Here is a 20,886-nt window from a genome sequence, read left to right on the forward strand (position 1 = left end):
TCTCCCGTCCCCTCTATGACTGACTCACCGGCCGACACCGACGGACCACCTGCCGCAGCCGAGGACGACGAGATCGACCGCCGGCGGCTGATCCGTTGGATCGCGCTGCTGGCGTTCGGCGTCCCGGTCGTCGTCGAGGCGCTGACGTTCGGTAACATCATCGGCGACGAACTGCTCGGCGGCGGCGAGAACGAGGCGGCCGCGACCGACGACGGGACCGACACGGCGACGGACCACGCCGACGCGGTCGGTGTCGACGACGAACTCCTCCCGGGGACGGCGGCGTCGGAGACCGTCACGACCTCCGAAGTCCGGCAGTCCGATGACGGCCGGACGTACGTGTTCGGCGTCGACGTCGAGAACGACACCGACGCGACGGTCGAACTCCGGACCCGCCGGCTGCGGCTGCGCGACGACTCGGCCGTCGACGGCGTGTCGAGCACGGGGCCGATCGACCCCGGCGGGTCGGGGATGATGACCGCCGCGTGGGAGTTCGAGCAGGGTGCGATGCCCGAGTCCGTGGAGTGTGTGGCGCTGCGTGGCGGGGAGACCGTGTTCGAGGGGTTCGTGGCCGTGGAGCGGCCGCCGGTGGTCGGCTAAGAAAAAAGCGGGGCGGGGCGTCAGTTCCCGCGCCGGAGCGCGAGAACGACCGCGATCAGCGCGAGAAGCGCGGCGCCGACGCCGAACCCGGGCGCAGTGGTCGCCGTCTCGATGCCCGGGCCCTCGGCTCGAACCGTCGTCCCTGCGGAGGTGGTCGGCCGCTCCGTGGACGCGCTGGTCGCCGCCGGGGTCGAACCCTGCCGCGCCGTATCGGCGGCGGCGTCCGTCCCGGTACTTTCCTCGTCGACGGTACTCTCGTCAGCAGTGTTCCCGTCGCCGTCCGTTGTCTCGACGGCGTCCCCGTCGCTGTCCCCGCTAGTCGCGCCGTCGTCGTTGCTGCCGCTCTGTTGGCCGCCGTCGCCGCCGCTCTGTTGACCGCCGTCGGGCGCCGCGGTGGGCGTCCCGTCGTCGCCGGTGTCGGTCGAACTCTCGGCTTCGAGGACGGTCACCTCCGTCCCCTGAGCGGTCGTCGTGTAGCTGTGCCCCTGCTCGTCGCCGAGTGCGGTCACCGTCAGATCGAGGTCGGCCGACCCCGCCGCCTCACCGCGAAGCGTGACGGTCGCGATCCGGACGTTCCCGGAGTCGGCGGTGTCCGCCATCGCCACGATCATCGTCGCCGCCGACCCCTCGGAGCCGATCTCCACCTGGGACGTCTCGGCGGGCGGATCGCCGTGGAGTTCGACGTCGACGATCTCCGCGGCGCCGGGCTCGAAGTCGGTGAACTCGATCGTCAACACGTCGTACCCGTCCGAGCCGTTCACGCCGTTGTGGGGCTGGCTGAACACGTCGGCGTCGTCGGTGCTGACGACACCGACGCCGTCACCGGTCTGGGAGTCGATGTTCAGCCCCTTCGCGGCCGAGTCGCCAGCGGTCCCTTCGGGATCGAACACCACGTCGGGCATCGCCGACGACGAGAGGTCGAAGCTCACCGACGTATCTGCTGCTCGCCGGTGTTCTCGACCGTGAACGATCCGCCAGTGTAGGTGCTGGCCTCGGTGCCGGTGTCGGGCGTCAGTTCGACCGTGGCGGAACCGGGCTGCTGGTCGCCGTAGCGTTCGGTCTGGAACACGTCCGCGGGCGTGCCGGACGGGGCCGACCCGTCGAGCGTGATCGAGTCGCCCGTGTCGTAGCTCTGGTCGCTCCCGCTCACCGAGACGCCGCTCGTCGATCCCGGTGGTGTCCAGTCGGGGCCGCCATCGACGGCCATGACCGTCGATCCGCCTGCGTTCACTCGATACTGTACGTCCTGACTCGTCTGTGCTTCGACGGTCCCCGCTCCGAGCGCGACCGTGGTCACGCCGACGGACGTGACCATCAGTAGCGCGAAGAGAACCGCGAACGCTTTCCTCGCTCGTGTCGGTGGCATGGTGGTTGCCACTGCCGACCGCTCCGTGACCACGCTCTGGCCGCCGGCCGGTCGAACGACAAGTCAACTGACTAACGACACCGCCTGTAACAATGAGTCGACTAACCGGGACGTAAGATACTGAATAACGACGGTTATTTATACATAACTATCCTCAGACGGCTACCTCTCGTTCAGTAGTCTGTCGTGAAAAGGCGAACAGACGGGCTCGTGGGAAGCTAGTAGCGGATTCGAACCACGGTCGGACGTGCTCGGCTCGCTCGCTGCAAGCGCGACCTCCCTGATTCAGATCCAACGTGCGGCTCTTCGTCTCACTTCGTTCGACAGAAGAGCCGAGGAGAGTCGTGAACCACGGTCAGGAAGTACTCCTGAGTCGTTCGCACATGCTGCAGGGCACCTTGTTCCGTTCCTGGGCCTCCTCGATCGTCATCACCTCCAGGTCCCCCGTCTGTGGTCGGCAACGGGGCGACCCATCGGCTGTGAGGTCGTGATAGGCGTAGCCGTAGTTGGCGCTGCCGCGTGAGTCAGCTAACACGCCCGTGTCGTCAGATCTCTCTTCGGAACGCTGCAACCGATCTCGTTCGCGCCGACCCGGCCGACCGTTTTGGGCCATACGACCCGCTTCTACACGTGCACAGAAACTTATCCACCATATAACTCCGGGGCGGCCGGAGCTACGGACGAGCTAGCCCGTTTGGAGACGTGATCGCGTCGTGATCGTTTCCCAGCTCTAGCTACCGAGTAAGTAAGTCAAAGCTGGGCAAACAATCGGCAGTGAGTGTTCGAGACGCGCTGATAGGCTGGCTCACGGATGTCGCCAACCTCGCGATCGAGAAATTTGACTCGACGCGGGGGTGGCTACTGCTGGCGGTTAGTGCCGGTCTAGTCGTCCATCTCTCCTACCTGCAAACACACGCTCATCCTGCGTACGAGGGCGGACTGTTCCTTCAGATCGCCGAGGTGATCCGGGCGGAAACCCCTCGGCTCCCGGAATCGATCCCGTACTACACTGCGAACGGAGTTCCGTTCGCGTATCCGCCGCTCATGTTCTATGTTACTGCACTGTTCCTGACACTGGTACCCGTCGACCCAGTCACGTTCTCCCTCGTGGCACCTGGCCTGGTCGTGGTGGCCACCACGGTGCCGTATTTTGGGCTCACACGGCGATTGCTCCCCTCGACTCGTCAAGCAGGGCTGGCGACAACGCTGTACACTGTCGCGCCGCCGGTGCTGAAGTGGCACATCTCCGCTGGTGGTGTGGTCCGTGCCCCCGCTGCTGCGCTGACAGTTGTCGGTCTCTACACCGGCTTACGCACGTTCGAATCGCACGAGTGGCGCTGGACGCTGGCAACGGCTGTCCTGTTCGCTCTGGTCGTTCTCTCCCATCCGGTGTATCCGGTGTTTTTCGGGACGACGTGTCTCCTGTTCTACGCGGCGAAAGACCGCTCGGTCCGTGGGTTCGTTCTCGGCTCGGTTGTCGTCGTCGTCGCGTTCGTGCTGACAGCACCGTGGTGGCTGCAGGTCGCCGCCACGCACGGCTTCGATATCTTCCTCGGCGCGGCCGGGACGCGGACGACACTGGGTGGAGGCCACTCCCGGTTTATGGTGCAGTTCGTCCAACCGATAACGCGGTTCGAGCCCGTCACGTTCTTCTACGTCCTCGCGTTCGCTGGGGCCCTCTACGGGGTAGCGAAACGGCGCTTCCTCCTTCCTGTGTGGCTCGTCGTGTCCAGTTATCTACTCGGCGAACAGCGGTTCACGTTCGTCGCTGGAGCGATGCTGAGTGCCGTGCTCGTGTTCGAGGTTCTCGTTCCCGCGTTGCGGGGCGACGGTGGGGGGGCGGACGGAACCGATGCGAGTACGTCGCCGACGCTCGGGTCCGCGACGGCACGCGGCTCGTCGTCGGAACGCGTTCGAGCGGTTCTCGTCGTTGCGGTCGTCGTCATCTCGGCGGTGGTCGTCGGTACGGCTTTCGCCGGCAGCGCACTACAGACCACACACCAGGCAAGTACGACGCTCCCACAGACGGTGGACGCGGCAGACCAGGATGCGATGGCGTGGGTACAGGCGAACACCGACGAGGGCGCGGAATTCGTGGTGCTTGGCGATGCTGCTGAGTGGGTTCCGTACTACACGCAACGGACCATCCTCGTGACGCCCTGGGGAACAGAGTGGGAGGGGCAGCAACGGTTCCACTACCACCTGGACCGGTATACGGAACTCTCGGAGTGTCCGGATGCGACCTGTCTCGACCGGGAGCTCTCCGCAGTCGAGACCCAGCCCGACTATCTCTACATCCCGAAAGGCGAATACACGATTCGCGGCGCCGAGTCTCATCAGTCTGCCCGGATGCGACGGTCGTTGATAGAGTCGCGGCGCTACGACATCGTCTTCGAAAATGACGGTGTGATTATCGTCCGCGTCTACCCGTCTTCTACTGTCCGGTCGAGCCACCGACCTGAGTCAGCTCCCTCTCCAGGATCTTTTGGGCACGGCGTGTGACTCCGCTTTCCGAAGACTGAGGCGGGATTGTGAACTACGCCCGAACTCGCTTCACTCGTCCGGTCTCGTTCAAATCCCACGTGCCGCTCTTCGTCTCACTTCGTTCGACAGAAGAGCCGGAGGAGGGATTTGAACCCTCGACCTATTCCTTACGAAGGAATCGCTCTGCCAGCTGAGCTACTCCGGCGCGTCCACCCCCACGTACCGGCAAGGCGGACATAAGGGTTCCGAAACCCGGTGCAGTCAGTCGATCCGGTCGAGCCGCGCGTCCAGACAGACGTTCACCTCGTGGGGCGCGTACGACCGCACGACGCGCTCCTCCAGCGTCGTCACCTCGTACTCGTCGCCGGCCGCGTCCGAAAGCGCCGTCCGCCCGCGCTCGAACGGGTCGTCCTCGTGCTGGATGTCGTAGAGGTGGACCACGCAGGAGTCCCCGGCGAACGCCACCGCCGCGTCGGCGAACTCCGCCGCCGTGTGGGGGAGGTTCATCACCAGCCGATCCGCCCAGTCGGCGTACTCCTCGGTCAGCTCCCGCACGTCGCCGACGTGGGTGGTGATCCGGTCCTCGACGCCGTTGCGCCGGGCGTTCTCCTCCAGATACCTGATCGCGTCGGGGTTGAGGTCACAGGCGACTACCTCCGCGCCCGCGTCGGCCATGGGGATCGCGTACGGGCCGACGCCGGCGAACATGTCGAGGACGTGCTCGCCGGGTTCGACCTGCTCGACGACGCGGTGGCGTTCGGTCGCGAGTCGCGGGGAGAAGTACACTTCGGCGACGTCGACGGCGAACTCGTGGCCGTACTCGCGGTGGACCGTCTCAGTGGGGGGCTGGTCCTCCTCGCCCTCGTCGGCCAGCACCTTCCAGTCCCGGACGCGCGTCTCGCCTTTCACTTTCGAGTCCCGATTGAGCACGCTCCGGACGGGGATGTCCGACGCGACGACCGCCTCGGCGATCTCCGTCGCTCGTTCGGGGTCGTCCTCGTCGACGAGCACCACGTCGCCCAGTCGCTCGTACGTCGGCTCGTCGCCGAGCAGGTCCGCGGGCGTTCGCTGGGGGGTGCGCGCGGGGACGTCCCGACGCACGAGATCCAGGTCCTCGGGGACTGCGTCAGGGTCGGTAACGGGGATGTGCAGGTCGCCGTCGGAGACTTCGATGCCGAACTCCTCGTCGATCAGGTCCGCCTCGGCGAGACGCTGTCGTGTCGCCTCGCCGTCCTCGCGGGCGACGACGACGCAGGGCCGCTCCATACCGGCGTTCGGCGCCCGGCGGGAGTAAGCATGACGGATGGCGTTTCGGCCCTCACCGTCCGCCCAGCGCCGGCGAGCACTACGCCCACGCCGGCCGACCAGCGCCGGCGAGCACTACGCCCACACCGGCAGACCATCGCCGGCGAGCACTACGCCAGCGCGTCCAGCAGCTCCGGCGTCGACGCCGCAACGTCCGCGTCACCGACGCGGAGTCGCTTGTACGCCTCGGCGGCCTCCTCCGACACCGTCCGGTCGCCCACCGAACGCTCCTCGACGCAGTACACGGGCTTCTCGGTCTCCGCGACCGCCGAGAGCACCGGCGTCACCCCGACGGTGAGATCGATGTCGGCGACGACGACCGCGTCGGCGCGCTCGATCAGCGTTCTGGTCCGGTCGAGTACGGCGGTGTCGACGTCGTCGAGCGCACCGATTTCGAGCGTCTCCATCCCCAGCGTGTCGGCGACCGCGGCGTCGGTGTCGCCCGCCTGGAGAGGACCGACGGAGGCCTCGACGCCGGCGCGGTCGAGTCGCGTCAGCAGGGGACCTGCGCGGCCGCCGCCGGCGACGACATGGACGCGGTCGACCGGCGGGATCTCGGGGTCGTCCCCGAGGTCGTCCGGGAGCGCGGTCACGCGCGGGCGCTGAGTGACCGGGTCGTCGGTGACCACCGCATCGACGTCGAACGCGTGCCCGATCGTCGCGCCCGTCAGGACGGACTCCGGCGGGCCGTCGGCGACGATCCCGCCGTCCGCGACGACGACGATCCGGTCGCAGTACCGCGCCGCCGTGTCGAGGTCGTGGATCGCCGCGACCGCGGCCCGCCCCTCGTCGACCAGCGCCGAGACCGTCTCGAACGTCCGCAGTCGGTGGTTCGGGTCGAGGCTCGCGGTCGGTTCGTCGAGGAGGAGCAACGGAGTGTCCTGGGCGAGCGCGCGGGCGAGCAGCACCCGCGAGCGCTCGCCGCCGGAGATCTCGGTCACGGGACGGTCCGCGAACTCGGTGACTTCGGTGCGTTCCATCGCACGCTCGACGGCCGCGTGGTCGGCCTCGTCCATCGCGCCGAACCGCGGGACGTGGGGCGTCCGACCCATCTCGACGATCTCCCGGACGGAGAAGGAGAAGGAGATCGAGGTGTCCTGTGGCACCGTCGCGACCCGCCGGCCGATCTCTTTCGCCGAGAGGTCGTCGACGGCCTCACCTTCGATCCTGACCTGTCCCGAATCCGGGGCGAGCGTCCCGCGAGCGTTCCGGAGCAGCGTCGTCTTCCCCGCGCCGTTCGGGCCGACGAGGCCAACGAGCTCCCCGCGTTCCACGTCGAGGCTCACGCCCGCAAGCACGTCGGTCTCCCCCAGGGTGACCGAGAGGTCGGCGATCGACAGCACTGGTCCGTCGGTCGCGATGTCGCTGTCGGTTTCGGTGGCGTGGTGGCGGCTCATAGCTCGTGGACCCTCCGTTTGCGCAGCAGGAACAGGAAGAACGGTGCGCCGACGGCCGCGGTCACGATCCCCACCGGGAGCTCCTGGGGGGCGCTCCGGGCCGCGGTGTCCGCGGCGACGAGAAACGCCGAGCCAGTCAGCGCGGCCGTCGGCAGCAGGATCCGGTGGTCCGGCCCGACCACCAGCCGCATGACGTGGGGGACGATCAGGCCGACGAAGCCGATCACGCCCGACACCGCGACGCCGGCGCCGGTGATCACTGCCGAGATCGCGAGCAGCAGGCGCTTGGTGCGTTCGACCTCGATCCCGAGCCCGCCGGCCTCCTCCTCGCCCAGCAGCAGGACGTTCAGATCCCGCGCGTAAGCCAGCAGAACGAGGAAACAGCAGAGCACGAACAGCGGGAGCAGCGGCACGCCGGCGACGGGGACGAAGTCGCTCCAGCTCGCGTTGTCGAGGTGGCCCATCAGCCAGTAGACGACCCGGCGCATGCTCTCGCCGGACTGCAGCAGGAGAAACGAGGTGACCGCCCCCAGCAGCGTCTGGACCGCGACGCCCGCGAGCAGCAGCGTCGCCACCGGCGTCCTCCCACCCTCGGTCGCGACGGCGTAGACGCCGAACGCCGTGATCAGCGCGCCCGCGAACGCCGCGGGTTCGAGCCCCAGCCCGAACGGGATCGCCGCCGGCGCGACGATCGAGGCGACCGCCCCCACCGCCGCACCGGAGGAGACGCCGATGATCGACGGGTCGGCCATCGGGTTCCGGAAAAAGCCCTGCATCACCGTTCCGGCGGCGCCGAGCGCGAACCCCACGAGCGCGCCGAGGGCGATCCGGGGTAGCCGGATGCGCATCACGATCGCGCGGTGGGAGTCACGCAGCGGGAACGCGAGCGGGTGGCGCCAGGCAAGCTCGCCGCCGACGAGGGTCGGCACCGCGATCGCCTCCAGCACGGCTTTGACGACCGTCTCGGCGGGCACCGACACCGGGCCGATCCCGGCGCTGACGACCATCACGCCGGCGAGTGCTGCCGCCAGCCCCGCCGACCAGCCGGTCGCGCGTCGTGCCACGCTCATACACACAAAGCTGAGTTGGGTTAGACAAATACTTGTTGCACTAGCCGCCAGATGCAGTCGATGCGAACGCGCACGACGCTGTTGATCGTACTGTGTACACTGCTTGCGGGCGTCGCGCCCGCCGGCGCGGTCGGCGCCGAGGCGCCGACGACCCACGCCGTCGACGACGCGGCGTTCCAGCAGGAGGCGCCGGAGTGTTCCTACCCGTTTACGGCGACCGACGCCACCGGGACCGAGGTGACCGTCGAGGAGGCGCCCGAGACGGTGACGACGCTGGGACCGAGCGAAGCCCAGACCATGTGGGAGATCGGCGGGAAGGAGCAGGTCGTCGGCCTGGGCAGTAACGCCGACTACCTCGCCGGCGCCGACAGCCGGACCAACGTCTCCGCCAGCGGCTTCGGTTACAGCACCGAGGTCGTCGTCGGCACCGAAGCGGATCTGGTGCTCGCGGCCAACATCGTCCCACCGGAGACCGTGACCGCGCTGCGGGACGCCGGGATGACGGTGTACAAGTTCCGTGCCGCCTCCTCGATCGAGGACGTGGCGAACAAGACGACGTTGGTCGGCCAGCTCACCGGCAACTGTGAGGGCGCAGCCGAGACCAACGAGTGGATGACCGCGAACGTCGAGACCGCACAGGATGTGACCGCCGACGTGGACCGCCCCGAACTGCTGGTCCCGCTGGGCGCCTCCTCGCTCGCGGGCGGGGGCACGTTCATCAACTCGATGGTCGAGGCCGCAGGCGGCACCAACCTCGCCGTCGAGGCGTTCAACAGCTCCTACCCCTACCAGGTCTCCGACGAGACCATCGTCGAACTGAACCCCGAGATGCTCGTGCTGCAGGAGGGCTCCGAGGACCTGATCGATCAGCAGCCCTACTCCGTGACGACCGCCGGCGAGAACGACGCCAGCGTGATCGTGAACGGTGACTACCTGAGCCAGCCCGCCCCGCGCTCGGTGGTGTACACCACCCGGAACCTGACTGAAGGGTTCCATCCCGACGCGGCCGCGAGCGCGGAGTGGACGACGCGGAGCGACGTGAGCGTCGAGTCCGGGACGGCGACTGCGACGGCAACGGCGACCGCGACGGGAGCGGTGACCGAGACGACCGAGGCCACGCAGACGACCCCCGAGACGAACACGACGACCGAGGCGCCCGGCTTCGGTGCGGGTGCTGCCGTCGCCGCCCTCGGTGCGGGCGCGGCGCTACTCGCCCGACGCGACTGAGCGGCACCAAAACCGCTTTCCCGGCCGACGGCTTCTTCTCTCGCATGATCGAGAACGTCGTCTACCCCGCGTACCTCGACGCGGCGTACAGTCGCTCGGAGGGCCGGCGCGTGCCCGAGGGCGAGGCGGTCGAGGACCCCACCGTCGACGAGATCGCGAAGGCGGTCCAGCAGGTGGGGTACGACGCGGTCGTCGAGCGGGACAAAACCTACTCCCGGGAGTACGAACAGCGCGGACGCGTGCTCGTCCAGGGCGCCGACGACGCGTCGAAGAACGATCTCGTGCAGGCGATCGCGGCGTACGTCGCGATCCTGCGGGACTGATGGAGCGAGTCGGTACGGTCTCCCGGACCGCACAGGGGCTCGCGATCGCGCGCTGTCCGGACGCTGACCATCCCCCGATCGGCCGCACGGTCGTCGACGAGAGCCTCGACACGGTCGGGCGCGTCGTCGACGTGTTCGGTCCCGTCGACCAGCCGTACGTCGCCGTGACGCCGAACGACCGCTCGGGGCTGGCCGCGCTCGTGGGCCAGAAGCTGTACGCCCGCTGACGCGGCGGGACCACAACGGCCAAACGGCTCCCGGGAGAACTGCGGGCAATGAGTTCCCGTGCGTTCCGTGGGACGGCCGCTGCCGCCCTCGTCTTCCTGCTCGTCCAGCTGGGCGCGCTGGCGCTGGTGCCCTCCTTCGAGGCCAGCGGCTATCAGCAGTTCGAGAACCCACAGGACCCGACGAACAGCCTCGTCTACATCCTGCTGATCCTGGTGATGACCGGGCTGATGCTCGCGGCGTTCAAGTACGACTTCGACTGGGTCGTCCGCGCCTTTGTCGTGTTCACGAGCGGCCTGCTGGGCTGGTACGTGCTGGGGGTGTTCCTCCCCGACGTCGTCGCGATCCCGCTGTCGGCGCTGATCGCGGTCGCGCTCTGGGTGTACCCGGAGTGGTACGTCATCGACGCCGCCGGGGTGGTGATGGGCGCCGGCGCGGCCGGGCTGTTCGGCATCAGCTTCGGCATCCTCCCGGCGATCCTCCTGCTCGCGGTGCTGGCGGTGTACGACGCCGTCTCGGTGTACGGCACCGAGCACATGCTCGACCTCGCTGAGGGCGTGATGGATCTCCGGATCCCGGTGGTGCTGGTGATCCCGCTCACGCTGGGGTTCTCGATCCTGCCCGAGGACGGCGACGGCGCCGAGAGCGACGGCGGGACCGAGGAGGGCGACCGGAGCGACGACGAGGGAAGCGAGGTCCAGGAGGCTGTCTCCGACGAGTCAGCCGTCGAGGGCGAGGCGCCGGACGTGGCCGACCGCGACGCCTTCTTCATCGGTCTCGGCGACGCCGTGATGCCGACGGTGCTCGTCGCTAGCGCCGCGCACTTCTCGCCCGCTGCGCCCCTGGATCTCGGGATCGACTTCGCGCTCAACCTCCCCGCGCTGACCGCGATGGTCGGGACGTTCCTCGGCCTGTTCGTCCTCCTGCGGATGGTGTTCGCGGGTCGCGCCCACGCGGGCCTGCCGTTGCTGAACGGCGGCGCCATCGGTGGTTACCTGCTCGGCTCGGTCGCTGCGGGTGTTCCGATTCTGACAGCGCTTGGACTGTGAGAGATTTCTAGAAATTGTTGAGTGGGCGCGAAACGCGAGCGCCTCCGTGCGCGAGCAAGCGCGAGGGACGACCGACTGAGCGAAGCGAAGGAGGGAGTCGGTTGGGGAGGCGTGTGGGCTGTACGGGCGGGTGGGACTGAAAGGGGCTGCCCGCTCGGCGAAGGCGGCCGAAGTAAGCACCGCAGGGAGCGAAGCGACCGAGGAGCACAGCGATGCCCCCGAGCCGAGCGGGCAGGGGCTTTCACGGTGTTGTTGACACCAATATCGACGCAAACATCGATCTACCGAACGAACAGAACGAACCCTACGAAGAATCCACGTACTCCTCGACGCCCTCCCGGACCATCACCGCCATCCCCGTAGAGAAGTCGAGTATCTCCGAGGCCGACAGCTCCGCCCGGCCCACGCCCAACAACTCCCCCCCCTCGTGGACTACCATCACCTCGTCGCCCGCCCGGATCTCCCCACCACACTCACCCACGAACTTCGCGAACGTGTTCTCCCCCTCCCGCACGAACGGTTCGGACTCGTCGCCGACGAACACGCGATAGGCCGGTGCGTCCAGATGATCGTGCAACCGCCGCCCGCCCGCGAAACCCAGCGTAAAGCGGCCGTCGGTGCCCATCGACGCCAGCCGGCCGTCCGGGGCGTGGATCTGGCTCGGCCGGCCGCCGGTGGAGTAGTCGATCTCCAGATGCGCTTCCGCGGGGAACAACGCCTCGCCGGCGCCGCGGCCGAACTGGTAGTCGGCCGTGGTCCGCAGGTCCGCACGCGAGGTCTTGGCCATAATCGAGTAGGCGGCGGCTCCGGGGAAAAGCGTCTCGAAGCCCCCTTCGGACGGGCGTGGCTCGACCACGCCGTCGGCGGCTCAGTCGTCAGCCCCGGATAGCGTGAACCAGACGTCGACGGTGATGCTGTCGGTCTGTACCTCGTTCCCGGTCGATCCGGGGAGGCGGTACTCGACGACCAGTTCGACCCGTTCGTCCGACGCCAGCCGGCCGAGCGAGAGGGGGCCGTCAGCGAGCGCGCCGATGGGGCGGAACGCCGTCCCGTCGCCGAACACCCACACCCGGCTGCCGTCGGCACGCTCGATCGACAGCCGGAGTTCGAGGGCGTTCTGGAGCTCACCCGCCCCGCGGCCGGGATCGCCGCCCGTGGCGTCGACCGCCGACTCCGGGCCGGTGCGCCCGTTCTCGAAGGAGAGGATCGAGACGCTCGACAGCGACAGTGTGCCTGACCCCGAGCCACGGTTCCTGATGGGGACGGTGTTCGTCCCGCTCGATCCCGGTTCGATCGCCCCCGGCCCCCCGTCCGCGGTGCCGTCGCCCGATCGCAGGCCGTCGGTGCCGAACAGCGACCCCGCTGCCGCGCCGTCGCCGAGCACCAGATCACCCGACGGGGCGGCGAGGTTCGTGACGCGCAGCGTGTAGCCGTCAGTCGCCGACAGGCGCCCGATCTCCTGCCCGCCGTCGAACATCACCGCGGTCACCGACACCCGTCCCCGGAACGCCGCGGTCGTGCCGTCGTTGGGGTTGTCGAAGCCGGCGGCCCGACCGTTGGCGGCGAGCACGACCTCGCCGAACAGGTCGCCCAGCGAGACCGTGTCGCCCGTCGATCGGGACGTCGACGTGACCTCCGCCCAGCCGTGTCCCGGCACCCACGACTGGACCACGACGACGACCGAGTCCGCACGGCCGTCCGCGGTGACGTTCCCGGTCAGGGCCGCGGATACGGTCGTCGGGCGGCCGTCCCGCTGGCGCACCGCCGCGGGGTCCGCGACCGATACGTCGATACTTCCCTCCGAAGCTCGTGTCGTCTCGGGCGTTCCCGATCCGTCCACCGGCGGCGTCGCCGTCACCGGTAGCGGGGGTGTCGGTGTCGACGGCGGCGTGTACTCGCCCGGGGTCGCCCCGACGAGGCTCGCATCCGTCGTGGCGTCGCTGTCGTCGGGGTCGAACCCACTGATCCCCGCGCCGACGAGCGCCAACACGAGCACGAGCGCCAGAACGGCCGAGCGGGGGAGCCTGTCGGCGGGTACCAACGACTGAAGCCACGGAACGAGCGCCGAACGGCCGACGCGAACGACGACTGGCGCGTTCCGGAGCGTCTCGTCGGCGCGAGTTCGCCCGCCGATGCGTGCCGGTCGGCGGTCGCCGTCCGCGTCCTCGAGAACTGCATCTCCGTGAGTCGGCGCAGCCACGCCGGCGAGATCCGCCGCCGACAGCGTCGCGTTCGCTATCCGACCGTCGACGCCCACTCGCCCGCCGGGCAGCACGAGCACGTGATCACCCTGCGAGAGGGCCGACCGATCGACGGACTCGGTCCGCAGCGGGGACGCGTTCGGGTCCTCGACGCGACGCAGGCTCACGGCCTCGCTCATTCCCGCGCCTCGCGTCGGCCCGGGCCGGGGAGCCGTCCGGGCCCCGTCGTTCGTCCCTGTTTCATGAGGTATGTATACCGGTAGGAAGCGTAAAGCTACCGTGAGATACTCTATCTCGTGTGAAACAACGCGCCTCCGATGACGCCGCTCACGGCACCGAGATCGACTCGGCGCCCTGCACCGTTTTCCCGGCCGACGCTACAGGAGGAACTCCTCCTCGCGCTCGGCCATGTCGTGGAACGCGTCGGCGGCGTCGATCAGCTCCTCCGCGGTCGAACTCTCGAAGCAGAACACCTCGACGCGGACCCCTTCGTGGCGCAGGTGTGAGCAGAGGCGGGCGAAGTCGCCGTCGCCGCTGGCGAGCACCAGTGTGTCCACCTTCTCCGCCAGCGTCACGGCGTCGAGCACGATCCCCACGTCCCAGTCGGCCTTCTGGGAGCCGTCGCCGAACGTCTTGATCTCCTTGATCTTGCGCTCGAAGCCGATCTCCTCCAGCGCGTCGAAGAAGGACTCCTCCTCCGGGGAGTCCGCGCGGATCACGTACGCCAGCGCACGGACGAGTTCGCGGTCCATCACCGACTTCTCCAGCAGCGCCGAGTAGTCGATGTTCCGGGAGTAGAGGCTCTGGGCCGTGTGGTAGAGGTTCTGCGCGTCGGCGAGCACTGCGACGCGCTGGCCCTCGTGGATCTCGGTCATTGTCCGTTCCTCGCTCGGCATCCGTTAAAAAATGCCGTCTCCCGGGCCGGCCGGAGTCAGAACCGTTATGGTCGTCGGCGCTCCCGTACCAGCCGTGACGCGACCGCCGGCGATCGACGGCGCCGCCGCCCGCCGAGCCCCGGCTGTCGCACCCCGCCGCAGCAAACGCGACAAACGCTGATTTCTCCCGCTCTCGGCCGGGTAGCGTCCGGTCGTTGGCGACTTTCGATCGTACCGTGAAGCGACTGCTACACGCCACAGCCGACCACACCCAATGAGCACACCGTTCGGCGGGGTCTACCCCGCCATGACCACTCCCTTCCGGGAGGACCGAAGCATCGACCACGACCGCCTTGCTGCCGACGCCCAGCGCCTCGAAGCCGCCGGCGTCGACGGCCTCGTCCCCGTCGGCTCCACGGGCGAGTCCGCGACGCTGACCCACGACGAGCACGCACAGGTCGTCGAAACCGTCGTCGACGCCGTCGAGGACGTACCCGTTATCGCCGGTGCAGGGTCGAACGCGACCCACGAGGCCATCAGTCTCGCCGAGGACGCCGAAGCGGCCGGCGCCGACGCCATCCTGCTGATCTCGCCGTACTACAACAAGCCCGAGGCTGAGGGGTACATCGATCACTACCGCACCATCGCCGACAGCGTCGACCTGCCGGGGATCGTCTACAACGTTCCCTCGCGCACGGGCCGGAACGTCCCCGTCGACGTGGTGGCCGAACTCGCCGAGCACCCCAACGTCCAGGGGTACAAGGCCGCCAGCGGCGACCTCGGCCGCGTCTCCGAGGTGATCGAACGCACCCGCCACGAGGCGTTCTCGGTGCTCTCCGGCGACGACGGGCTCACACTGCCCATCTGCTCGCTGGGTGGCACGGGGACGATCAGCGTCGTCGCCAACCTCGAACCCGAGCGCACCGGCGCGATGGTCGGCGCCGCGACGGCCGACGACATGGGCCGCGCCCGCGACCTCCACTACGAACTCGCGCCGCTGGTCCGCGAGCTGTTCACCGAGACCAACCCCATCCCCGTGACGGAGGCGATGGCGATCCGCGAGGACCACCCGCCGTACGTTCGATCGCCGCTGACGCGGCTCTCGGAGGACTACCGCGAGCAACTCCGCGAGGTGCTGGCCGACCTCGCTGGCGACGCGCCGGAGGTGACCGCCTGATGTCGACCACCGCCGACCCGACACGGATCGTCGTCACCGGTGCGACCGGCCGGATGGGCGAGGAACTGCTCGACGCTGCGGGCGACCGGGCCGACGTTCTGGTCGTCGCCGCCGTCTCCCGGACGCCCGGGTCCGTCACTGCCGAAGCCGCGGTCGGAACGCACCTCGACGCGACGCTTTCCGACGAGGAGCACGTCGACGCTGTCGTCGACTTCACCGCGCCGGAAGCGACGGCCGAGTACGCCGAGGTCGCCGCCGACCACGGCGTCGCGTTCGTCACCGGCACGACGGGGCTGGAGGGCCACGACGCCGACCCGCTCGGTGCGCTCGACGCTGCGAGCGAGTCGGTGGCGGTGCTCCACGCCAGCAACTTCTCGCGAGGGATCGCCGTGCTCCGGGGAGCGATCCGGGAGGCTGCGGCCTCGCTGCCGGGGTACGACGTGGAGGTCACGGAGACCCACCACGACGGCAAGCGCGACGCGCCCAGCGGCACCGCACGCACGCTCGTCGAAGACGTTCAGGACGAACGCCCGGATCTGACCGAGCGCCAGCACGGCCGCGAGGGCGAGCAGCCCCGCGACGCCGACGAGATCGGCGTCCACGCCCGCCGCGCCGGCGACGTGACCGGCGAGCACGAAGTGCTGTTCGCGGGCAACCGCGAGACCCTCTCGCTGTCGCACTCGGCGGGCGACCGCGGCGTGTTCGCCGAGGGGGCGCTCGACGCCGCCGTCGCCCTCGTGGATCGTGAGCCCGGCCGCTACCAGTTCGCTGAACTACTGGGGGAGTAACCACGCTACCAATGAGCCTCGAAACCGAGATCTCGGAGCTGTGGAACCGCTACGAAGACGGACTGACCGCTGAGGAGGCGGGCAGCAGCGAACTGGAGACGCTCGACGCGTTCCTCGCCGCGCTCGAAGCGGGGGAGTACCGCGCCGCCGAGAAAGTCGGGCCCGCGGAGTGGGAGGCCGTCGAGTGGGTGAAGCGCGGCGTCCTGCTCAACTTCGGCCTGCGCGAGACCACGCCCCGGACGTACGGCGGCGTCGACTACTACGACGTGCTCCCGCTGCGCTCGACCGACGACCTCGCGGACCGCAGCGCGCGCAACACGCCGGACGGAACGGTCCTCCGCCCGGGATCCTACCTCGGCGAGGACGTGATCATGATGTCGCCCAGCTTCGTCAACATCGGCGCGTACGTCGGCGACGACAGCCTCGTCGACTCCAACGACGTGGTGGGCTCCTGCGCCCAGATCGGCGACGGTGTCAAGATCGGCGCCAACACGCTGATCGGCGGCGTGCTCGAACCCGTCGAGGACGCGCCGGTGGTCGTCGAGGACGGCGTCTCGCTCGGCGCCGGCTGTCGGGTCACCTCGGGGTTCGTCGTCGGCGAGAACGCCGTCGTCGGCGAAGACACGCTGCTGACCCCGCGGATTCCGGTTTACGACCTCGTCGAGGAGGAGGTCCACTACGGCCGGCTGCCGCCGGAGCGCCGTGCGTTCCAGCGCTACGTCGAGTCCTCCGTCTCCGAGGAGGCGCTGATCCCCGGGAAGGCGTACAAGCCCGCGGTCGTCGCCACGAGTCTTGAGGAGGAGACGCTGGAGGCGACCCAGCGCGAAGGAGCGCTCCGGGAATGAGCTCTGACGAGCGCACGGACGAAACCGACGGCGGTCCGGCAGTCCGCCGGCTCACGGACTGGGACGGCGACCGCCTCGACGAACTGGCTGACGAGTACGGGACGCCGCTGTACGTGTTCGACCCCGTACGGGTCCGCGAGAACTGCCGGCGGCTCCGGGCGGCGTTCCCCGACGCCGAGATCCAGTACGCCGCGAAGGCTCACACCGCCCGCGAGACGCTCCGGACCGTCCACGACGAGGGGCTGGCGATCGAGTGCGCCTCGGCGGGTGAGGTCCGGCGCGCGCTCGATGCGGGCGTTCCCGGCCGGGACGTGACCTACACCGCGGTCAACCCACCTGCCCGCGACCTCGAGGTGGTGGTCGACGCGTGGCGGTCGAACCCGGAGCTCACGATCACCGCCGGCGCCGCGAACACGGTCGACCGCCTCGAAGAACGGGGGTTCGACGGCCGCCTGCGTCTCCGCGTCAACCCCGGCGTCGGCGCCGGCCACCACGAGAAGGTGGTGACGGGCGGCCACCCCAAGTTCGGCGTCGGGCTCGACCGCGCGCCGGCGCTCGCGGCGCGTGCGGCCGACACCTTCGAGTTCGCGGGGATCCACGCCCACGCCGGCTCCGGGATCTCGGGTGAGGACCTCGCGGACCACCGCGAACTGGTCCGCCGGCTGGGCGACCTCGCCCGCGACCTCGAAGCGGACGGGATCCCTGTCGAGACGGTCGACGTCGGCGGCGGCTTCGGCGTCCCGTACCGCGAGGAGGCGCCGGCGCTGGACCTCGACGCGGTCGCAGAGGCGACCCGCGAGGCGCTCGGGGAGATCGACGGTCGACTCGCGGTCGAACCCGGCCGCTACGTCGTCGCCGACGCGGGGGTCCTGCTGACTCGGGTGAACACCGTGAAGGAGGCGCCGTCGACCGTCGTCGCGGGCGTCGACGCCGGGATGACGACGCTGCTGCGCCCGGCGATGTACGACGCCTACCACGCGGTTCGGAACCCGGACGCAATAGGCCAGGAACGTGACACGGTCGGCGTCACGATCGCCGGCCCGGTGTGTGAGACCGCCGACCTGCTCTGTGAGAACCGGCCGCTGCCCAGGCCCGAACGCGGCGACCTGCTCGCGGTCGGCAACGCCGGCGCGTACGGCTACGAGATGGCCTCGACGTACAACTCCCGCCCTAGGCCAGCGGAGGTGACGCTCGACGGCGAGCTGCTCCGCCGGCGCGAGACGCTCGCGGACGTGAGCCGGTTCGACCGGGCGAAAGACTCGACCCCGCGGCGCCCGGAGGAGGAGCCATGAGCGCGGTCGCTTTCGAGAAGTACGACGGCGCGGGCAACGACTTCGTGGTGGTTGACGTCGACGGCGATTCGGTCGAGGACCGTGCCGCGTTCGCCCGCGTCCACTGCGACCGCGAGCTCGGCGTCGCGGACGACTCCGGCACGCGCCACGGCGCCGACGGCGTCCTCTTCCTTTCGCTCGAGGAGGGCGCCGACCCGTCGCGGGTGACGATGACGCTGATCCAGCCCGACGGCTCGATCGCGGAGATGTGCGGCAACGGTGCGCGCTGTGTGGCCGCGTGGGCCGCCGACCGATCCGGGGAGTCGACGTTCGACATCGAGACGCCCGCCGGCACTCGCCGCGCGGTCGTCGACGACGACACAGTCGCCGTGGAGATGGGCGTGCCGACGGTCGCCCCCGAGGACGTCCCGCTCGCGGGTGACGAACCGCTGATCGACGACACGCTCGACGAACTCGACGGGACGCCTGCCGTGAATCTCGACGTGACGGCGGTGAACACCGGCGTCCCCCACGCGGTCGCCTTCGTCGACGACGTGGACGACGTGGCGATCGACGCCGTCGCGCCGCCGATCCGCCACGCCGAGGCGTTCCCGGAGGGTGCGAACGTGACGTTCGCCTCGCCCGACGACGATGGGTTCCGCCAGCGCACCTACGAGCGCGGCGTCGAAGGGGAGACTCGGGCCTGCGGCACGGGCGCGGTCGCGGTCGCCGCGGCGGCGAAGCGGCTCGGCCGCCTCGGGACCGACGAGGAGTGGATCACCGTCACCCCGCCGGGCGGCGATCTCGCCGTCTCGGTGCCCGACGACCGCCCGGCACGGCTGCGTGGCCCCGCCGAGAAGCGGTTCGCGGGGGAGCTACCCGTCCCCGAGGACGACCGCCTCGCCGGCATTACCGGCGAGGCCGCGCTCGGCGCGGACCGCGTCGACGACGCATCGAGCGGGGGGGCCGAGCAGTGAGTTTCGACCCCGTCACGTTCCTCGAACGGGCCGTACAGGACGACTCGACCGAGGGGGTGAGCGGCACCCGCGACCTGCTGATCGACACACTCCGTGAGGCGGGACACGACCCACGGGTCGACGCCGCCGGGAACGTCCGGGCCAGCCGTGGCTCCGGATCACCCCACCTCGTCTTCAACACCCACGTCGACACTGTCGCACCGCACCTCCCTTTCGAGCGTGAGGGTGACAGGATCCGCGGGCGCGGCGCCTGCGATGCGAAGGGGCCGCTGGCCGCGCTGCTGTCGGGCTTTCTCGACGCCGAGATCGGGCAGGGAACGCTCACGCTCGCGGTCACGCCCGACGAGGAGACGCTCTCGACCGGCGCGCACGCGCTGCTGACCGGCGAAGTGGTCCCCGGCGGCCCGGGCGAGACGGGCGAGAGCGTCGATCCACTCCCGGCGGCCGACCCCGAACCGGACGCCTACGTCGTCGGCGAGCCGACGGGGCTCGACGTCTGCACCGCCGCACGCGGGCGGTTCGAGGGGACGGTGACCGTCGAGGGTGTCGCGGCCCACGCCGCCAGCCCCGGTTCGGGCGTGAACGCCGTCTCGGCGGCTGGTCGGCTGCTGGGAGCGCTGGAGTCGTTCGAGAACGTCGACGCTCACCCGCAGTTGGGCGCGGCGACGCTAGTCCCCACGGGGATCGACGGTGGCGAGTCGTCGAACCAGGTGCCCGCCCGCTGTGCGATCACGATCGACCGACGGAGCGTTCCCCCGGAGACGGCCGAGGGGTTCCGTGCAGCGCTCGAAACACACCTCTCGGGCGTGCTCGGCGGCGACGCCGCCGAGCTGTCGGTATCGCTGACCGAGCGGGAGACGCCGTTCCTCGAAGCGTTCGCGACCGACACCGACGAGCCGGTCGTCGACGCCATCGCGGATGCGGCCGCGAGCGCGAGCGAGGCGGCGGGGCTGGGCGAACGCGGCGAGGTCCGGCCGTTCGGCGCGGCGACGGAGGCGTCGTACTTCGCGCCCGCCCCGACGGTGGTGTTCGGTCCCGGCCACCTCGCGGACGACGACGGGGCGGTCGCCCACGCGGAACGGGAGTACGTCGACGCCGCGTCGGTGCGGGCGGCGGCGACGGCGGTTCGGGAAGCGGCGGAGCGGCTGCTGGACGGCGGCGGGTAGTTCTCACCCCGACGGCGACGGAATCGAGCGTCACACGCGGGTTTTTGTCCGAGCCCTGTGTTCCCTAGGGCGTGACTCGGTTCGTCGACGGCACCCGACTGGGCCGGGTGCTCGCGCTGGTGGTCGCCTCGACGCTCGCGCTGACCGCGAGCTTCGTGGGTATCGTCGCGCTGGTCCGCGGCGAGGTCCGGGGGATGGGCGGGCGCCTGCCGATCTACGCGGCGACGACAGCGCTCGTGTTCGTCGGCGGGGTGGTCGGGTTCGAGCCCCGCTATCGGGGGACGCGCTCGCTCAGTTCGGCCACCGTTGTCGCGGTCGCCGCGCTGCTGGTCACCGGGCTCGGGAGTGAGGGGCTCGTCTACGCGTGGGACCACCCCGCCGACGTGTTCGAGATCCAGCTGCTGGGCTACCTGCTGTCGGCGGCGCTGATGGGCACGGGGGTCGGCTACTGGTCGGTTCGGAACCTCGACGTGCTGCGGGCAGGTGGGCTGAGGGACGCGCTGTGACCGCCAACGCCCGAAATTGGTGGAATTTCTGGCC

At 69.7% G+C, this 20,886-nt stretch carries 21 protein-coding genes and 1 tRNA gene; 13 read left to right on the forward strand and 9 right to left on the reverse strand.

Annotation, left to right across the window (positions count from 1 at the left end; genetic code table 11):
• Positions 1-15 precede the first annotated feature (15 nt).
• Positions 16-600, forward strand: a complete 585-nt coding sequence (locus B4589_RS00480) for a hypothetical protein (protein WP_079232412.1) — start codon at positions 16-18, stop codon at positions 598-600.
• A gap of 20 nt (positions 601-620) precedes the next feature.
• Here the strand turns inward: B4589_RS00480 and B4589_RS00485 are convergent, their stop codons facing one another.
• On the reverse strand, positions 621-1,529 hold the full coding sequence (locus B4589_RS00485; protein WP_079232413.1) for a hypothetical protein: 909 nt from the start codon (positions 1,527-1,529) through the stop codon (positions 621-623).
• A complete protein-coding gene (locus tag B4589_RS00490) occupies positions 1,526-1,966 on the reverse strand; it encodes a hypothetical protein (RefSeq protein WP_143414242.1) in 441 nt (146 codons plus the stop codon). Before B4589_RS00490 ends, B4589_RS00485 begins: the two co-directional genes overlap by 4 nt.
• A gap of 774 nt (positions 1,967-2,740) precedes the next feature.
• Here B4589_RS00490 and B4589_RS00495 point away from each other — a divergent pair.
• A complete protein-coding gene (locus tag B4589_RS00495) occupies positions 2,741-4,468 on the forward strand; it encodes a glycosyltransferase family 39 protein (RefSeq protein ID WP_079232415.1) in 1,728 nt (575 codons plus the stop codon).
• A gap of 114 nt (positions 4,469-4,582) precedes the next feature.
• On the opposite strand, the gene B4589_RS00500 is transcribed toward B4589_RS00495, so the two are convergent.
• The 4 genes from B4589_RS00500 to btuC all read right to left on the reverse strand — a co-directional run bounded on the left by B4589_RS00500 (position 4,583) and on the right by btuC (position 8,222).
• A tRNA-Thr gene (locus B4589_RS00500) sits at positions 4,583-4,655 on the reverse strand.
• A gap of 56 nt (positions 4,656-4,711) precedes the next feature.
• Positions 4,712-5,716: a class I SAM-dependent methyltransferase family protein gene (locus tag B4589_RS00505; RefSeq protein WP_079232416.1), complete on the reverse strand. Its 1,005-nt coding sequence runs from the start codon at positions 5,714-5,716 to the stop codon at positions 4,712-4,714.
• Positions 5,717-5,865: 149 nt separating this feature from the next.
• Positions 5,866-7,152, reverse strand: a complete 1,287-nt coding sequence (locus B4589_RS00510; RefSeq protein WP_143414243.1) for an ATP-binding cassette domain-containing protein — start codon at positions 7,150-7,152, stop codon at positions 5,866-5,868.
• Complete coding sequence (btuC, locus tag B4589_RS00515; protein ID WP_079232417.1) at positions 7,149-8,222, reverse strand: vitamin B12 ABC transporter permease BtuC; 1,074 nt, start codon at positions 8,220-8,222, stop codon at positions 7,149-7,151. The genes B4589_RS00510 and btuC overlap by 4 nt, the downstream gene beginning before the upstream one ends.
• A 60-nt stretch (positions 8,223-8,282) precedes the next feature.
• Between btuC and B4589_RS00520 the strand changes: the two genes are divergently transcribed.
• The 4 genes from B4589_RS00520 to B4589_RS00535 are packed head-to-tail and all read left to right on the forward strand — an operon-like array spanning position 8,283 to position 11,046.
• On the forward strand, positions 8,283-9,449 hold the full coding sequence (locus B4589_RS00520; RefSeq protein ID WP_079235130.1) for a PGF-CTERM-anchored ABC transporter substrate-binding protein: 1,167 nt from the start codon (positions 8,283-8,285) through the stop codon (positions 9,447-9,449).
• A gap of 44 nt (positions 9,450-9,493) precedes the next feature.
• Entirely contained in the window at positions 9,494-9,772 is a 279-nt protein-coding gene (gene srp19, locus B4589_RS00525; protein WP_079232418.1) for a signal recognition particle subunit SRP19, read from the forward strand.
• On the forward strand, positions 9,772-9,999 hold the full coding sequence (locus B4589_RS00530; RefSeq protein ID WP_079232419.1) for an H/ACA ribonucleoprotein complex subunit GAR1: 228 nt from the start codon (positions 9,772-9,774) through the stop codon (positions 9,997-9,999). The genes srp19 and B4589_RS00530 overlap by 1 nt, the downstream gene beginning before the upstream one ends.
• A 48-nt stretch (positions 10,000-10,047) precedes the next feature.
• Positions 10,048-11,046 carry a presenilin family intramembrane aspartyl protease PSH gene (locus tag B4589_RS00535; protein ID WP_079232420.1) on the forward strand — a complete coding sequence of 333 codons (999 nt, stop codon included), beginning with the start codon at positions 10,048-10,050 and terminating at the stop codon, positions 11,044-11,046.
• Positions 11,047-11,350: 304 nt separating this feature from the next.
• On the opposite strand, the gene B4589_RS00540 is transcribed toward B4589_RS00535, so the two are convergent.
• The 3 genes from B4589_RS00540 to B4589_RS00550 form a co-directional block, all read right to left on the reverse strand.
• A complete protein-coding gene (locus B4589_RS00540) occupies positions 11,351-11,833 on the reverse strand; it encodes a PUA domain-containing protein (protein WP_079232421.1) in 483 nt (160 codons plus the stop codon).
• An 81-nt stretch (positions 11,834-11,914) separates the two neighbouring features.
• On the reverse strand, positions 11,915-13,426 hold the full coding sequence (locus B4589_RS00545; protein WP_079232422.1) for a hypothetical protein: 1,512 nt from the start codon (positions 13,424-13,426) through the stop codon (positions 11,915-11,917).
• Between the two features lie 198 nt (positions 13,427-13,624).
• Positions 13,625-14,122, reverse strand: coding sequence for an NYN domain-containing protein (locus B4589_RS00550; protein WP_079232423.1), 498 nt, complete (start codon positions 14,120-14,122; stop codon positions 13,625-13,627).
• A gap of 274 nt (positions 14,123-14,396) precedes the next feature.
• On the opposite strand from B4589_RS00550, the gene dapA reads away from it, so the two are divergent.
• The 7 genes from dapA (at position 14,397) to B4589_RS00585 (ending at position 20,852) form a co-directional block, all read left to right on the forward strand.
• On the forward strand, positions 14,397-15,299 hold the full coding sequence (gene dapA, locus B4589_RS00555) for a 4-hydroxy-tetrahydrodipicolinate synthase (RefSeq protein WP_079232424.1): 903 nt from the start codon (positions 14,397-14,399) through the stop codon (positions 15,297-15,299).
• Complete coding sequence (dapB, locus tag B4589_RS00560; RefSeq protein WP_079232425.1) at positions 15,299-16,087, forward strand: 4-hydroxy-tetrahydrodipicolinate reductase; 789 nt, start codon at positions 15,299-15,301, stop codon at positions 16,085-16,087. The genes dapA and dapB overlap by 1 nt, the downstream gene beginning before the upstream one ends.
• Positions 16,088-16,098: 11 nt before the next feature.
• Positions 16,099-16,932, forward strand: a complete 834-nt coding sequence (locus tag B4589_RS00565) for a 2,3,4,5-tetrahydropyridine-2,6-dicarboxylate N-succinyltransferase (RefSeq protein ID WP_079232426.1) — start codon at positions 16,099-16,101, stop codon at positions 16,930-16,932.
• On the forward strand, positions 16,929-18,224 hold the full coding sequence (gene lysA / locus B4589_RS00570) for a diaminopimelate decarboxylase (RefSeq protein WP_079232427.1): 1,296 nt from the start codon (positions 16,929-16,931) through the stop codon (positions 18,222-18,224). The genes B4589_RS00565 and lysA overlap by 4 nt, the downstream gene beginning before the upstream one ends.
• Entirely contained in the window at positions 18,221-19,180 is a 960-nt protein-coding gene (gene dapF, locus B4589_RS00575) for a diaminopimelate epimerase (RefSeq protein WP_079232428.1), read from the forward strand. The genes lysA and dapF overlap by 4 nt, the downstream gene beginning before the upstream one ends.
• A complete protein-coding gene (locus B4589_RS00580) occupies positions 19,177-20,346 on the forward strand; it encodes a M20/M25/M40 family metallo-hydrolase (RefSeq protein ID WP_079232429.1) in 1,170 nt (389 codons plus the stop codon). The genes dapF and B4589_RS00580 overlap by 4 nt, the downstream gene beginning before the upstream one ends.
• A 71-nt stretch (positions 20,347-20,417) precedes the next feature.
• Positions 20,418-20,852: a hypothetical protein gene (locus tag B4589_RS00585; protein WP_079232430.1), complete on the forward strand. Its 435-nt coding sequence runs from the start codon at positions 20,418-20,420 to the stop codon at positions 20,850-20,852.
• The last annotated feature ends 34 nt before the right edge of the window (positions 20,853-20,886 follow it).

This window comes from Halolamina sp. CBA1230, from assembly GCF_002025255.2.
In the GTDB taxonomy this organism is placed as follows: domain Archaea; phylum Halobacteriota; class Halobacteria; order Halobacteriales; family Haloferacaceae; genus Halolamina.

What these genes read in the sequence shown, in the direction of transcription:
- B4589_RS00480 (WP_079232412.1), top strand. Translation starts at nt 16, where the DNA reads ATGACTGACTCACCGGCCGACACCGACGGACCACCTGCCGCAGCCGAG.
- B4589_RS00490 (WP_143414242.1), bottom strand. Translation starts at nt 1,966, where the DNA reads ATGCCACCGACACGAGCGAGGAAAGCGTTCGCGGTTCTCTTCGCGCTA.
- B4589_RS00505 (WP_079232416.1), bottom strand. Translation starts at nt 5,716, where the DNA reads ATGGAGCGGCCCTGCGTCGTCGTCGCCCGCGAGGACGGCGAGGCGACA.
- B4589_RS00510 (WP_143414243.1), bottom strand. Translation starts at nt 7,152, where the DNA reads ATGAGCCGCCACCACGCCACCGAAACCGACAGCGACATCGCGACCGAC.
- btuC (WP_079232417.1), bottom strand. Translation starts at nt 8,222, where the DNA reads ATGAGCGTGGCACGACGCGCGACCGGCTGGTCGGCGGGGCTGGCGGCA.
- B4589_RS00520 (WP_079235130.1), top strand. Translation starts at nt 8,283, where the DNA reads ATGCGAACGCGCACGACGCTGTTGATCGTACTGTGTACACTGCTTGCG.
- srp19 (WP_079232418.1), top strand. Translation starts at nt 9,494, where the DNA reads ATGATCGAGAACGTCGTCTACCCCGCGTACCTCGACGCGGCGTACAGT.
- B4589_RS00530 (WP_079232419.1), top strand. Translation starts at nt 9,772, where the DNA reads ATGGAGCGAGTCGGTACGGTCTCCCGGACCGCACAGGGGCTCGCGATC.
- B4589_RS00535 (WP_079232420.1), top strand. Translation starts at nt 10,048, where the DNA reads ATGAGTTCCCGTGCGTTCCGTGGGACGGCCGCTGCCGCCCTCGTCTTC.
- B4589_RS00540 (WP_079232421.1), bottom strand. Translation starts at nt 11,833, where the DNA reads ATGGCCAAGACCTCGCGTGCGGACCTGCGGACCACGGCCGACTACCAG.
- B4589_RS00545 (WP_079232422.1), bottom strand. Translation starts at nt 13,426, where the DNA reads ATGAGCGAGGCCGTGAGCCTGCGTCGCGTCGAGGACCCGAACGCGTCC.
- B4589_RS00550 (WP_079232423.1), bottom strand. Translation starts at nt 14,122, where the DNA reads ATGACCGAGATCCACGAGGGCCAGCGCGTCGCAGTGCTCGCCGACGCG.
- dapA (WP_079232424.1), top strand. Translation starts at nt 14,397, where the DNA reads ATGAGCACACCGTTCGGCGGGGTCTACCCCGCCATGACCACTCCCTTC.
- dapB (WP_079232425.1), top strand. Translation starts at nt 15,299, where the DNA reads ATGTCGACCACCGCCGACCCGACACGGATCGTCGTCACCGGTGCGACC.
- B4589_RS00565 (WP_079232426.1), top strand. Translation starts at nt 16,099, where the DNA reads ATGAGCCTCGAAACCGAGATCTCGGAGCTGTGGAACCGCTACGAAGAC.
- lysA (WP_079232427.1), top strand. Translation starts at nt 16,929, where the DNA reads ATGAGCTCTGACGAGCGCACGGACGAAACCGACGGCGGTCCGGCAGTC.
- dapF (WP_079232428.1), top strand. Translation starts at nt 18,221, where the DNA reads ATGAGCGCGGTCGCTTTCGAGAAGTACGACGGCGCGGGCAACGACTTC.